This window comes from Pseudomonas sp. LAMO17WK12:I1 (assembly GCF_900177315.1).
Lineage (GTDB): Bacteria > Pseudomonadota > Gammaproteobacteria > Pseudomonadales > Pseudomonadaceae > Aquipseudomonas > Aquipseudomonas marginalis.
Window position 1 is genome coordinate 68,926 of the sequence record NZ_FWZV01000008.1, and the last position, 14,174, is coordinate 83,099.

General features: G+C 57.9%; 12 protein-coding genes and 1 other RNA gene. 7 read left to right on the top strand and 6 right to left on the bottom strand.

The window, feature by feature from the left end; genetic code table 11:
- Positions 1–51: 51 nt before the first annotated feature.
- Positions 52–534 (top strand): SsrA-binding protein SmpB, encoded by a 483-nt coding sequence (gene smpB / locus B9N88_RS16600; RefSeq protein ID WP_014719962.1) that lies wholly within the window; start codon positions 52–54, stop codon positions 532–534.
- A 35-nt stretch (positions 535–569) separates the two neighbouring features.
- Here smpB and B9N88_RS16605 read toward each other — a convergent pair whose 3' ends face one another.
- Positions 570–1,337, bottom strand: coding sequence for an FCD domain-containing protein (locus B9N88_RS16605; RefSeq protein WP_027605352.1), 768 nt, complete (start codon positions 1,335–1,337; stop codon positions 570–572).
- Between the two features lie 261 nt (positions 1,338–1,598).
- On the opposite strand from B9N88_RS16605, the gene B9N88_RS16610 reads away from it, so the two are divergent.
- From B9N88_RS16610 to B9N88_RS16630, 5 genes are all read left to right on the top strand, one after another.
- A complete protein-coding gene (locus B9N88_RS16610; protein WP_027605351.1) occupies positions 1,599–3,293 on the top strand; it encodes a lactate permease LctP family transporter in 1,695 nt (564 codons plus the stop codon).
- 105 nt (positions 3,294–3,398) lie between these two features.
- On the top strand, positions 3,399–6,209 hold the full coding sequence (locus B9N88_RS16615; RefSeq protein WP_027605350.1) for an FAD-binding and (Fe-S)-binding domain-containing protein: 2,811 nt from the start codon (positions 3,399–3,401) through the stop codon (positions 6,207–6,209).
- A gap of 138 nt (positions 6,210–6,347) precedes the next feature.
- Positions 6,348–6,626 (top strand): hypothetical protein, encoded by a 279-nt coding sequence (locus B9N88_RS16620; RefSeq protein ID WP_027605349.1) that lies wholly within the window; start codon positions 6,348–6,350, stop codon positions 6,624–6,626.
- A 94-nt stretch (positions 6,627–6,720) separates the two neighbouring features.
- Positions 6,721–7,117: a transfer-messenger RNA gene (ssrA, locus tag B9N88_RS16625) on the top strand.
- Between the two features lie 187 nt (positions 7,118–7,304).
- On the top strand, positions 7,305–8,561 hold the full coding sequence (locus B9N88_RS16630) for an integrase domain-containing protein (protein ID WP_027605348.1): 1,257 nt from the start codon (positions 7,305–7,307) through the stop codon (positions 8,559–8,561).
- A 122-nt stretch (positions 8,562–8,683) separates the two neighbouring features.
- Here the strand turns inward: B9N88_RS16630 and B9N88_RS32925 are convergent, their stop codons facing one another.
- The 5 genes from B9N88_RS32925 to B9N88_RS16655 form a co-directional block, all read right to left on the bottom strand.
- Positions 8,684–8,953 (bottom strand): hypothetical protein, encoded by a 270-nt coding sequence (locus B9N88_RS32925; RefSeq protein ID WP_027605347.1) that lies wholly within the window; start codon positions 8,951–8,953, stop codon positions 8,684–8,686.
- Positions 8,950–9,930, bottom strand: a complete 981-nt coding sequence (locus B9N88_RS16640; protein WP_027605346.1) for an integrase domain-containing protein — start codon at positions 9,928–9,930, stop codon at positions 8,950–8,952. The genes B9N88_RS32925 and B9N88_RS16640 overlap by 4 nt, the downstream gene beginning before the upstream one ends.
- Positions 9,914–10,270, bottom strand: coding sequence for a hypothetical protein (locus B9N88_RS16645; RefSeq protein ID WP_027605345.1), 357 nt, complete (start codon positions 10,268–10,270; stop codon positions 9,914–9,916). Before B9N88_RS16645 ends, B9N88_RS16640 begins: the two co-directional genes overlap by 17 nt.
- Entirely contained in the window at positions 10,257–11,663 is a 1,407-nt protein-coding gene (locus B9N88_RS16650; RefSeq protein ID WP_027605344.1) for a YfjI family protein, read from the bottom strand. The genes B9N88_RS16645 and B9N88_RS16650 overlap by 14 nt, the downstream gene beginning before the upstream one ends.
- A gap of 1,067 nt (positions 11,664–12,730) precedes the next feature.
- Entirely contained in the window at positions 12,731–13,267 is a 537-nt protein-coding gene (locus B9N88_RS16655) for a LasR-specific antiactivator QslA (RefSeq protein WP_027605343.1), read from the bottom strand.
- Between the two features lie 529 nt (positions 13,268–13,796).
- On the opposite strand from B9N88_RS16655, the gene B9N88_RS16660 reads away from it, so the two are divergent.
- Complete coding sequence (locus B9N88_RS16660) at positions 13,797–14,129, top strand: hypothetical protein (RefSeq protein WP_027605342.1); 333 nt, start codon at positions 13,797–13,799, stop codon at positions 14,127–14,129.
- The last annotated feature ends 45 nt before the right edge of the window (positions 14,130–14,174 follow it).

Sequence of the window (14,174 nt, forward strand, 5' to 3'; positions counted from 1 at the left end):
CGCAGGTTGACCGTAGCCGACACGCTCGCAACTCCCTATAATGCCGCCCCTATGGCTAAACAAAAGAAACACCCCACAGGGACCATCGCGCAAAATAAAAAAGCGCGACACGATTACTTCATCGAACATCGGTTCGAGGCTGGTCTGGTCCTGGCCGGCTGGGAAGTAAAGAGTCTGCGTGCCAGCAAGTTGCAACTGGTCGACAGCTACGTATTGCTCAAGGATGGCGAGGCATGGCTGCTTGGCAGTCATATCACCCCGCTGACAACCGCGAGCACCCACGTGATTGCCGACCCGGTGCGCACGCGCAAACTATTGCTCAATGCCCGCGAACTGGAAAAGCTCGCCGCAGCCGTACAGCAGAAAGGCTATGCCTGTGTCTGCCTGTCCTGGTATTGGAGCAAGCACCTGGTCAAGTGCGAGATCGCACTGGGCAAGGGCAAGAAGGAATACGATAAGCGTGATACTGAGCGCGAACGCGATTCCAACCGCGAACTGCATCGCGCGGTGCGCAACAAAGGCAAGGAAGAATAATCCTTGTAACGATGTAGCCTCGGGACTTCCCCCGGCTACATCCCCTTGCGCCGCTCCGCCCGCGCCACGCGCTGAACCTCCTGACGTACTTCCTCCAACACTTCCTGCACGTACTCCAGGTGACGTGTCGAGACTTCTCGCGCGTGTTCTGCCCGGCCCTCGATAATCGCCATGTACAGCTCTCGGTGCTGACTGATCAGCATGTCGCGCGTCTCCGTACGTTGCTGATACATGCCGCCAATATTGGTCACCACGTTACGCTTGAGCAGGTCGAACAAGCCGCGAATGGTGTGCAGCAACACCGCGTTATGGCTGGCCTCCGCAATGGCCAGGTGAAACTGTGCATCCGCAGCCCCCTCCTCGACCCGGCTCACGTCATCAACGCGGGCATAGCAATCCTGCAACGTCTCGAATGCAGCGGTCAGCCGCTCACGGTCGACCTCAGTCGCTCGCAATGCTGCGTAATAAGCACAGGACGCTTCAAGGGTCTGGCGAAACTCCAGCAGGTCACGCTGGGCCTCAGGATTGTTTTCCAGCAGATGCAGCAGCGGATCGCTGAACGTCGAGCCCAGTGACTCGGCAACATAATTGCCCCCTCCCTGACGGCTCACCAACAAGCCCTTGGCCGCCAGCTTCTGAATCGCCTCCCGCAACGACGGACGCGACACACCAAACTGTTCAGCCAAAGCGCGCTCGGCCGGCAAGCGTTCACCCGACTTCAACGTGCCCTCAAGGATCATCCCCTCAAGCTGCTCGACAATATCGTCAGACAAACGGCGCTGACGCACCTGATCAAACCCCATAACTCACTCTCCACCATCCCGACCACTCGCCGGGCCCTCTATTCTGGCCTATCGCCGCCCTTCCAGCACCTATCAGAACCGCTTCGATTCACCCGATCAAACCACCTCGCCTGCCGGGCTACGACCAAAGTTTCGCAAGCGGCAAATTGACACATACCCCGAAGACTTTTAACCTAGCCTCCGGCGATTGTAAATTGGTATTACCAATTATCCAAATCGACTATGAAGTGCCTGACCAACAACAATTAGGGGCCACCCCATATGCAAACCTGGCAACAGCTCTACAGCCCGCTCGGCAGCCTCGGCCTGTCCGCACTGGCCGCCGTTATTCCGATCGTGTTCTTCTTCCTGGCTCTGGCCGTGTTTCGCCTCAAAGGCCACGTGGCCGGCAGCATCACGCTGGCGTTGTCGATACTGGTAGCGATCTTTGCCTTCCACATGCCAGTGGACATGGCGCTGGCCGCCGCCGGTTACGGTTTTGCCTATGGCCTGTGGCCTATTGCCTGGATCATTGTCGCGGCGGTGTTTCTCTACAAACTCACCGTCAAGAGCGGCCAATTCGAGATCATCCGCAGCTCTGTCCTGTCGATCACCGATGACCAGCGTCTGCAGGTGCTGTTGATCGGCTTCTGCTTCGGCGCATTCCTGGAAGGTGCTGCCGGTTTCGGCGCCCCCGTGGCGATTACCGCCGCACTGCTGGTAGGCCTGGGCTTCAACCCTCTGTACGCGGCCGGCCTGTGCCTGATTGCCAACACCGCACCCGTCGCCTTTGGCGCCCTGGGAATTCCGATCATCGTTGCCGGGCAAGTGACCGGAATCGATGCATTCAAGATCGGCGCCATGACTGGCCGCCAACTGCCGCTGCTGTCGCTGTTCGTGCCGTTCTGGCTGGTCTTCATGATGGATGGCCTGCGCGGCGTTCGCGAAACCTGGCCAGCTGCGCTGGTCGCGGGCCTGAGCTTTGCCATTACGCAGTACTTCACGTCCAACTTCATCGGCCCGGAACTGCCGGACATCACCTCGGCCCTGGCCAGCCTGATCTCTCTGACCCTGTTCCTGAAAGTCTGGCAACCCAAACGCACTGCGGGCGCGCAGATTGCCGGCGCCACTTCCGACGCAGCGATTACCGCCAGCGCCGGCGGCTTCGGCCTGCCGCGCAGCACCGTCGCCTCACCTTACAGCCTGGGGCAGATCTTCAAGGCCTGGTCACCTTTCCTGATCCTCACCGTGCTGGTCACCATCTGGACCCTCAAACCGTTCAAGGCGATGTTCGCCGCAGGCGGTTCGATGTACAGCTGGGTATTCAACTTCGCGATCCCGCACCTGGATCAAATGGTGGTCAAGGTCGCACCCATCGTGACCAACCCGACTGCGATCCCAGCGATATTCAAGCTGGACCCGATTTCAGCGACCGGTACCGCGATTTTCTTCTCCGCACTGATCTCGATGCTGGTTCTGAAGATCAACATCAAGATTGGTCTTACCACTTTAAAAGAGACGTTCTACGAGTTGCGTTGGCCGATCCTGTCTATCGGCATGGTGCTGGCCTTCGCCTTTGTCACCAATTACTCCGGCATGTCTTCGACCATGGCGCTGGTATTGGCCGGCACCGGCGCAGCCTTCCCGTTCTTCTCGCCTTTCCTAGGCTGGCTGGGGGTTTTCCTGACAGGCTCCGACACATCGTCCAACGCCCTGTTCAGCTCGTTGCAAGCCACCACGGCGCACCAGATCGGCGTCAACGACACGCTTCTGGTCGCTGCCAACACCAGCGGCGGCGTGACCGGCAAAATGATTTCGCCGCAATCGATCGCCGTGGCCTGCGCCGCTACCGGACTGGTGGGTAAAGAATCCGACCTGTTCCGCTTCACCCTCAAGCACAGCCTGTTCTTCGCCACGATCGTCGGGCTGATCACCCTGGCCCAGGCTTACTGGTTTACCGGCATGCTGGTGCACTAAAGCCGTAGCAATAGGGTCATAACCGACGCCGGGCTATAACTTCGGCGTCGGCTTTGCGCAATCGTGTCAATACGGCGCCCAGGGGGTGCTGATCCTGGAGGACCAATGAGTCTGCCTGCCGCTTTCCTTGCTGACGTCGCACAGCTGATCCCACAAGATCGACGTTTCGACGATCCACTTTCCACCCTCGCATTCGGCACCGACGCCAGTTTTTACCGATTGATCCCACAACTGGTGATCCGCGTCGAATCGGAAGACGAAGTGGTGGCGCTGCTGCAACTGGCCCAGTGTGAACGTGTGCCGGTAACCTTCCGCGCAGCCGGCACCAGCCTGTCCGGACAAGCGATAAGCGACTCGGTACTGATCGTACTGGGGGACAATTGGAACGGCCGTGAGATTCGTGGGCAAGGCACTCAGATCCGCCTGCAACCCGGCGTCATCGGCGCACAGGCCAACGCCTGGCTGGCGCCATTCGGGCGCAAGATCGGCCCAGACCCGGCGTCGATCAATGCCTGCAAGATCGGCGGAATCGTCGCCAACAACGCCAGTGGCATGTGCTGCGGTACGGCGCAGAACACCTATCACACCCTGGCCGGAATTCGTCTGGTCCTGGCCGATGGCAGCCGCCTCGATACAGAAGACGCAAGCAGCGTTACGGCGTTTCGTGAACAGCACGGCGCACTGCTCGAGCGCCTGGCCACACTCGGCCGTGAAACGCGGGCAAACGCTGAATTGGCAGCAAAAATCCGCCACAAATACCGTCTGAAAAATACCACCGGCCTGTCACTCAACGCCCTGGTGGATTTTGATGAACCACTGGATATCCTCAGCCATTTATTGGTGGGCTCCGAGGGAACCCTAGGGTTTATCAGCGCAGTCACCTACGACACCGTGATCGACCACCCGAACAAGGCGTCGGCGTTGATCGTGTTTCCGGATGTGGAGACCTGCTGCAACGCAGTCACCGTCCTGAAGACCCAACCGGTGTCGGCCGTCGAGCTGCTGGACCGACGCAGCATGCGCTCGGTGCAGAACAAACCGGGCATGCCCGCATTCGTACAGCATTTGTCAGAAAGTGCCTGCGCCCTGCTGATTGAATCCCGCGCCGCATCGCCGTCATTGCTGCATGAACAATTGGCGCTGATCATGGCGTCGCTGGCCGGTTTCCCGGTGGAGAAACAGGTCGACTTCACCGAAGACCCTGTGGAAAACGCCCGCCTGTGGGCCATCCGCAAGGACACCTTCCCCGCCGTAGGAGCCGTACGCAAAACCGGCACCACGGTGATCATCGAAGACGTCACCTTCCCGGTCGAGCAACTGGCCATTGGCGTGAACCGTTTGATCGAACTGTTCGACAAGCATCACTACGACGAAGCCATCCTTTTCGGACATGCCCTGGAAGGCAATCTGCACTTTGTGTTCACCCAAGGCTTCAACAGCGCGGATGAAGTCACACGCTATCAAGCGTTCATGGATGACGTCGCGCAATTGGTGGCCGTGGAGTTCGGCGGTTCGCTGAAAGCCGAACACGGTACCGGCCGCAATATGGCACCCTTCGTGGAGCTGGAATGGGGCAGCGACGCCTATCAATTGATGTGGCAACTCAAACGCCTGCTCGACCCCAACGGCATCCTCAACCCGGACGTGGTGCTCAGCCAAGACCCGCAGATTCACCTCAAGCACCTCAAGCCGCTGCCTGCGGCCGACGAGCTTGTGGATAAGTGCATTGAGTGCGGTTTCTGTGAACCGGTGTGCCCATCGAAAGGCCTGACGTTGAGCCCGCGCCAGCGCATCGTGATCTGGCGAGATATACAGGCGAAAAAACGCGCCGGCGTCGACACCACCGAATTGGAGGCGGCCTACCACTACCAGGGCATCGACACGTGCGCCGCCACCGGCCTATGCGCCCAGCGCTGTCCGGTAGGAATCAATACCGGCGACCTGGTGAAAAAACTGCGAAGCCTTGATGCCGACCGTACGAAAACCGCCGAATGGCTGGCCACCCATTTCGCCACGGCACTGCAAGGTGCGCGCTTTACCCTGCATGTAGCCAATGGTGCACGCATGCTGCTGGGGGCGCCTCGCCTGGCGAAGCTGTCGGCCACCATGACCAAGTTGTCCAAGGGGCAGATCCCGCAGTGGACCAACGCCATGCCACAACCGGAAAAAGCCATTCGCTTCAGCCCGGCAGTGACGGATGAGCGGCCACGGGTGGTCTACCTGGCGGCCTGCGTCTCACGCGCCATGGGCCCGGCGGCAGGTGATAAAGAGCAGATGTCGTTGTACGAAAAAACCCAGGGCCTGCTGGAAAAAGCCGGTTACCAGGTCGTGTTTCCCGACAACCAGGACAACCTGTGCTGCGGCCAACCTTTCGCGTCCAAAGGCTACGCCGAACAGGCAGAACACAAACGCCAGGAACTGATCGGCGCCCTGCTCCATGCCAGCCGCGGCGGCCTGGACCCGATCTATTGCGACACCAGCCCCTGCACCCTGCGCCTGGTGCAAGACCTTGGCGAAACGCGCCTGGACCTTTACGACCCCGTACGTTTCATCCGCACGCACCTGATGGACCGTCTCGACTTCACACCGCAGGAGGCGCCGATCGCCGTACACGTCACCTGCAGCACCCAACACCTGGGAGAAAGCCAGGCGCTGATCGACCTGGCCCGCCGTTGTGCCAAGACCGTGGTGATCCCGGAAGGCATTCACTGCTGCGGGTTTGCCGGCGACAAAGGTTTCACCACGCCGGAACTCAACGCCCACTCGCTGCGCTCCCTCAAGGATGCAGTGCAGTACTGCAGTGAAGGCATCTCCACCAGCCGCACCTGCGAGATCGGCCTGAGCCAGCATGGCGGCATCGACTATCACGGATTGGTGTACCTCGTGGATCGCGTGACCCAGGCCCGCGCCCATTGATCCCGCAAAAAAAACAGAACCCCTGCGCGCTGGCGTAGTCATCTGCATAGGCCTCGACGCACGAGGCCCATCAGTGATGTCGCTGGCAGCCCATGAACGCCAGCAGCGTCGAGCCTTTTTTGCGCAAGGAGATACCCTATGAAGCGTTCCGCTCTTGCTGGCTTGTTCATTACCGCTGCGATGTTGGCCTCCCCTGCTTTCGCTGCTGGCGAGCCCGACCTGTGCAAGATCAACCTGGACAAAATCAACAACGGTAAAGCGCTGCTCGCCACTGACACCAGTGGCAAAAGCGGCGAAATCGACACAGCCGTCTCCCAAGCCAAGGCCGCCCACGCCGCTGGTGATGACAAGAAGTGCATCGAAATCACCTCCAAGGCCCTGCAAGACCTGCAGAACCTCGACAAAGGCGGCCAGTAAACGAGAGGGTCAACCTTCGGGTTGGCCTTCCGTGACCGTTTGGCGTACACTGCACAGGCTTGTCACTCACTATGAAACAACGAGTTACAAGCACGGGGCCGTTTAGGATTCGACGCCGGTCGCGAAACTTTAGGTGCATGCCGAGTTGGTAACAGAACTCGTAAATCCACTGTTGCAACTACTTATAGTTGCCAATGACGAAAACTACGGCCAGGAATTCGCTATCGCTGCGTAAGCAGCCTTAGACCTGAGCTTCTGGTACCTTCGGGTCCAGCAATCACCAGGGGATGTCTGTAAACCCAAAGTGATTGTCATATAGAACAGAATCGCCGTGCAGTACGTTGTGGACGAAGCGGCTAAAACTTACACAACTCGCCCAAAGCACCCTGCCCTTCGGGTCGCTGAGGGTTAACTTAATAGAAACGGCTACGCATGTAGTACCGACAGCGGAGTACTGGCGGACGGGGGTTCAAATCCCCCCGGCTCCACCATTTGATCATCTAAAGACGTCCACGGACGTCTTTTTTTGTGCCTGAAACCCAGTAAATACGGGGCTTTCAGGGCTATTGGGGGCTTTCGAGGTTTTTAGAGTTCCAGGCGATTTGGTATTCCCAATGGTATTCCCGACTCCCCGGCGCTAATCTTGGGAATACCAAAAGGTGTCATGGAGTACTTCTCATGTGCGCTCAAACCACCCGCCTCTCCGACCGCCAGCTCAAGGCGGTCAAACCGAAAGACAAGGATTACGTCCTCACGGATGGCGACGGGCTCCAGCTGCGAGTCAGGGTCAATCGCTCGATGCAGTGGAATTTCAACTACCGGCATCCAGTAACCAAGAACCGAATCAACATGGCTCTCGGCTCCTATCCCGAGGTTTCTCTTGCGCAAGCCAGGAAGAAAACCGTTGAGGCAAGAGAGCTGCTTGCACAGGGCATCGACCCCAAAGCTCAGCGTAATGAACTGCAGGAAGCCAAACGAGCGGAAACGGAACATACGTTCGAGAACGTAGCCACCGCGTGGTTCGAATTGAAGAAAGATTCCGTCACCCCAGCGTATGCCGAAGACATCTGGCGCTCACTCACGCTGCATGTATTTCCGAGCATGAAATCAACGCCGTTATCAGAAGTGAATGCCCCGATGGTCATCAAGCTCCTTCGGCCGATTGAGGCCAAGGGCAGCCTCGAGACGGTTAAGCGAGTGAGTCAGCGCCTTAACGAAATCATGACCTACGGGGTCAACTCCGGAATGATCTTTGCCAACCCTCTCAGTGGCATTCGAGCGGTGTTCAAGAAACCTAAGAAAGAGAATATGGCCGCGCTACCACCTGACGAGCTTCCGGAGCTCATGATGGAAATCGCGAACGCCAGCATCAAACGGACCACACGCTGCCTGATCGAATGGCAGCTACACACTATGACCCGCCCTGTCGAAGCGGCGACAACCCGATGGGCAGACATCGACTTCGACAAACGCATTTGGACCATCCCTCCGGAGCGAATGAAAAAGCGTCGTCCGCACACAATACCGCTGACCGAACATGCACTCTCGTTATTGGATACGCTTAAGCCCCATAGCGGCCACAGGGAATATGTGTTCCCGTCAGATAGAAACCCGCGCACCCACGCGAATAGCCAAACAGCCAACATGGCGTTGAAACGGATGGGCTTCCAGGACCGCTTGGTCAGCCACGGCATGCGCTCCATGGCCAGCACAATCCTGAACGAGCATGGATGGGATCCGGAACTGATCGAAGTCGCGCTGGCGCATGTCGACAAGGACGAAGTTCGGAGCGCCTACAACCGGGCGGATTACATCGAGCGTCGGCGCCCGATGATGGCCTGGTGGAGTGAACATATCCAGAAAGCGGCTACCGGCAGCCTGTCAGCGTCGGCCATCAATCAAACCAGGGACCGCAAGGTGGTGCCGATACGCTGACATCACGGCGACAGTTCATGCCATCCGTGTAGTGGAGCTTGCCAGCGCTTTCTTTAAGCCAAGCCCCTGAGTATGGGAAGGCTCCGCATTCCCATACTCAGGGGCTCACGCTTAAAGGTCTATCAGGCAACCACGATTTTTGCCTTTCTACGGCGGATCAACCCTGCTGTTAACTCGTAGTAGTAGATGGTAGCTGGAGCTGAGCATCGCAAATAGTGCTCCAAAAACCATCTCACGTGCTTTTTTCTCCAGGACCAGGGAGTCGCGCAACCCCAGCGTTCACGAATCACCTCGTGCATCCTTTCTGCTTGTCTGATGTGCCGCTGCTGCGTGGCATGTGCACCTTTGAGCACGGGGTGCAGGAACAACGCTATGTCGAACTCGGCCGTCATCGCCGGCCTCCGATGTAGGCACTCACCACATCGATGCGGTTATGTCCCAACTCATGACTGATCTGCTCGCGTGCACGTTGATCGAGCTCTCGACTCTCTCGATGACCACGACCGCCATTGACGGGTGTATTCAAGCCAGTCAGTTGCTCATAACGCTCACAGGCGTAAGCCGCCCGCAGCTCATGAAAGCCTTTCAATCCATGTTCATGCAGGAGGTCCCGTGCCGGTCGCACAACTGATTGCATAAACTCTTTGTAGCTCTCGTTGGGAGCCAACAGGTTCCGACTGCCGCTGGGTGAAGCCTCCCAGGCCCTATCCAAGGCGACACGGATTTGATCCGTGATAGTAATCCAACGTGGTGCGGACGCGCCGGATCGGCCGCCCTTAGTGCCGTCCTGGATATTGATCTTTCCCAGTCGCTGAGCCTCTCCTTGCAGTCGTGGCAAGTCCGCCAAGATCGCTTCGCGCAGGCGCATGCCAGTCTCCCGGGCTAGGAGCACAATGGCACTCACCCTCGATTGCTGACGATCTGACAGCGCCCGTGCGATCAACTTAACCTGCGCACGGTCTTGGCCTTGCGGAGCCTCACTACGCACGCTTGAGCGCTGCAAGCCCAGCGCCTTGCTCGGACTGGGGATTTTGACGTACTGATCACCGCGCAGCGCGGCCATCGTTCGGTTCACGCTGGACAGTCGGTTCTGCGCGGTGGCAATGCCGACGTTGCCCTGATCAACCTGCTCCCGCACGTGGACGGCATACCGCATGAGGATCTCGCGGTCGATCTGTCGCGCGTCATTCAGCCTCGGCCCATCCTCGGATCGACACCAATTCACGAAGGCCTGCCAACGATCACTATGGGCTTTGACGGTAGCGAAATGACCGTCGCCAAACAGATCTTTCAGGGCTTGCGGTCCGGCATAGCTGAGCTGGCGACCGAAGCCGAAATTGCGCCCCGCTCGCTTACCGACCCGAGCCATTTTTCTGTTCCTGATCGACTGTCGCGAGATCATGCAAAAGGGCTCGCCAGTGTGCGCTCACGATGGCGAGTTGAGCCCAATCATTCGGGCGAAAACACAGCATGCTGTCAGTGACGTAGAGATGCGCGCCCTCCTCTTTCAACCACTGAATAATGGCTGTCGTCGAGGTTATAGTTTTACTGGTGGTGGCGACACCGGCGACAACGGCGACACCCCTTGTCCTGCCTGGCTTTGAGCGTGGCGACAGAGTGGCGACACTCGCGGCGACAAACCGCGCTTTCGGCTCCTTTTGTTGGCGCTTAGCCAAGTGGTTGCGCAGCGCTTCATCAAGATTGAACATGGCGCACCTCGAAGGTGTGGCCGTCGGTGATCAGCCACTGATGATCAAGTAACTCGACCAGCAGCTTGGCGGTGTGACGACTGCTCTTACGGGCGAAGCGAGGACCGTTGCGGTTCAGGTCTCGAATACTGAAGCGCTTCCAATCCTTGACCTGCAGCCAGCGCAGCAGCCGATCAGCCTCTTCCTTTACTCGGCACACCGGCTCCTGCTCGGTCAGGCGCTGGATCTCGGTGAGGTAGTAGCCGACTAAGGCCGAGGCCCGTTGGATATGCTCGACTTCCACGACACTGCTCTCCTCCACCATTGCCAGGATGCCGGCGATGCGCAGCAGGTTGTCGGCGGCCTTCGATCCGCTGGGCCGCACGCTAGCCAGTTCCCCAAACTCACCCAATTGGGCTTCGATAGCATCATGCAGATCAATCCAGCGACGTCGGGCCAATGGACTGAGCGTCAGCAGTGATAGCCGTAGAGCACCATCAGGAGACAATGACCAAGGCTGATGAAACAGCGCCGAAAGGCGGTGGTGATAGCGCTTTAGGGCAGCGTCTTTGGATAAGTCGACAGCCTGGTAGCTACGTTGTCCAGCAAGACTCGTGGGCCAGGTCATAAGGCAGCGACCGAGAATGCCTTGCCCCTGAAGCAACGGATCACTGAGTAACTGCATGACTAAATACGGTTGCAGCATTAGGTGCAGGCTCAGGCGTCGGTCATAAGCTCGCAAGCTTTCACCGACCATGGAGCGAGCACGATCAATCGGGCTACCGTCCCAGAGTGACGACAAGGTCGTGACCGCTTTCAAACGGTTATCCCGACTCATGGTGCTGCTGCCGAGAAACTGTCCTCCTTCGTCACAGAACAGCCCCATGCTCGGCAAGTCATGGCAGAGCCCCTTGACCAGGGCCTCGATCGTCGGGTCTGTGGTGATCAACCGAGGGGCCGAAGGCTCCGCTTCGAGCGGTACGCTGCTTGTGGGGGCGGGATCGGCAGGGTTGATACGCTGCGCTTGTCGCTGTGCGGCACGGTAGCGGGCAAGTTGTTCGCGGTAGCGCTGCCACTGTTCACGCTCCCATAGCCGTGCTGGCAGCAAGGCACATCGATCTGCCGCCGTTTTGCGATCACCGGACGCGGCCACCGTGATCAGGTACAGCGAAAGGGGATAATTTCTCCCGTCGAGTTGCAAACCCGCATGACCTTGAGTCGCCAGAGCCGAGGCGGCCAACACCGATTGCGCGGCCAGCGCCTGGGGCACGCCGATGACCTCGGCCATGCGCTGCACCGCAGGCCCAAGAATCCCACCCAGTGCCTGTACCGGATAAGGCTGGGCCACTGGATTCGACTCAATCAGCGGTCGAGGCGGTCGTGGTAGTTCAAGCTTCGGATCTAACTGCTGCATGGCCCCTCTCCTCGATCATTACTGGTTGTCCTCACATAGTCCCGCCACGGCTGTTGAGTGTTTTCAGGGATCAAGGCCCCTGCAGCCTGTGAGGTGTTCACTGACGTGGAACGAACGGCTCCTTACGACCGGGAGCAAGGGCATGAACCCATGAATCTGACCTCCTTAGACGCATCCGAAGATGCGGGCGGGTGGAGGCTGTGCCGACTGACGAGTTCGACACCTGGAGATCCTGAGCGGGAGGAGGCAACAACATCGACACCTGGGGCATGCCTGACTGTCAGTCAGGTGCAATCTTTCCATCGGCTGCGGCACCGGCGCCTGTGTCGTTGCGGATTGCGACGAATCGGATTTGTCAGGCCGATTGTCACGAGGAGAGTTGCGGCAATGCCATGTGCGACCTGGCTTGCAGCAGTGGTACGAGCGCCCGTCTCTTTCCGGTAGAAAGAGACGGGCGCGGTCTGGCGCAGCGACATGTGCCGAGAGGTGAGATTGCTGCAATGCAGCGAGGAAGGTCCATCGTCTGCCGCAATGGGTAGATCAGTCGAGTAGGCATCCATCACTCCTGGGGAGTGACCGTGCGAGCCGCCGGACGCTATTCGCACTTCGGGAAGAACCACCACACAAGTGGCGTAGCCTTGAAGGTTCTGGCTACCTGGGCAGGTGCTGTCAACGACAGCGATCCGTGCGCCAATTTTTATACCCACTCGAAAAGGCGGTCAAGCGTCACTGCCGAAGTGCTCAGAAAGTGGCGACTGTCGCCACTTTTGTCGCCATGCTCCAGGCCACGTTCTACGTGGGTTGTCGCCGGCGTCGCCGCTGTCGCCCCACCTACATCAATGCCCAACGAAAAGATTCGCACACACACTGAAATGGCGCTGCGCTCGATGGAAATCGTGGGGAAATACTGATGGTGAAAGTAGGCGTTGTGTGAATTAAATTTGAGCATGGAGGGTGAACGCGGCGGCTTCGAGAAAAAGCGAGTGAACCCTCCGATCGGCGCGATCACAGATCGCTTGATCGGAGGGTTTGGCGGGAAAAGCAAATCTCAAACGTCAATTACAAACTCAGGCATCGAAGCGGGTTGATTGGGAAGTGACGGCCTCACGTCGCATGATCAGCGTCTGCTGCAACCGCAGCAAAAAACCTGCTTCAAATGCCTCCTGTGGATCACCTGGATGATGACGTTTTCGGTTCTGAGACAGCGCCCACCATAACGGTAATGATGAGCCCTCAAGCCAAGTCTCTGCGCAACGAACGCCCTCCTTGATTACCGGAGCGAACTCATCGCCCCACGGAGTTTGGATCGCGGGAGCCCCTTCAACTGACGGGACAGAGACATATTCATGGATCTGTTGATGGACGCTTTGAGCTGGGATGCCAGTTAAATTCCGAAACGCCCTGTCGTACAACACCGCGGCGTCATCCAACAGCTCTACTGCCAGCTCAACCTCTTGCGGAAAATGAAGCAGAACACTCTGGGCGCCATTAAGCCGAAGCGTGGCGGCCTGTCGCAGTTTAATCGCTGCATCTTCAGGGGTAAGCACTGAAGTATCGATGCTGTTGGGTTTGGGGAGTCCGATGAGTAGCGAAAGATCAAACATCACGGAATCCTCCGAGATAGTTTGCAGCCTGAACCATTTGGCCGGGGTGGCGCGCGAGCTTAAAAGGGGGACATGCCATTTTCCTTATCTCCTTGGTTTGATTAAGGAATGCCATCCGCCGTTGCGACACGAATGGGTGGCACACCGTACAGGGGTCGCAAACCGGAAACCAAGGAACCCGGCCAGGCCGAAGCCTGCCCTGCACGGTGCGCCATAGAAGAGCAGCAGCTAGCACTTGAAGTGCTGACTGTGCGATATGGCACATACCGCGCCTTGGTTTCGATTCAGGTTGCGACACCCGGTCGCGGGATTGACCGCGACGGAGCAAAGGGTAAATGTGAAGCGGCGACAACACAAGCATGAGTGTCAATAAGGCTGCATTCGAACAAGCGCTCTGAGCAGAAACTCACGCACGTTCGGATTTAGTGGCTATGGCAAGTCAGATACCACGTCAAGCCTTCTTATTTCCGACGCTGTCCGCAGTGATAGAATCGAAAACTCTATACACGACCCCCTCTCGAGAAATGTTATGACTACAGAACTGACGGAAGAAGAAATGCGTAGGGCGCTATTCGGTGCGCCAGAGGCGCCTGCATCAGTAGTCGACACCCATGAGCAAGACACTGCACCGGAAATCGTGATCGCGGAGCAGACAAAGGTAGTGAAGAAAAAGAAACTTTCAAAATCCTTTACTCCCAGATTGAAAGTCACACTTAGGGTGGGGAATGAATTCGAAGGCAAGATGCACGAGATTGTATATGAAGCCGATACGCTCAGTTCTCTAGTTGCAGAGCAAGAAGCTACAAAGTTAGCCAAGAAAAAATTCAGATTTGTGGAAGTTATCTCGGTCAAATCGATGTAAGCGGGCACGCTAACGTCCGATTAAAGCGCATTTCATCCCTGCGGC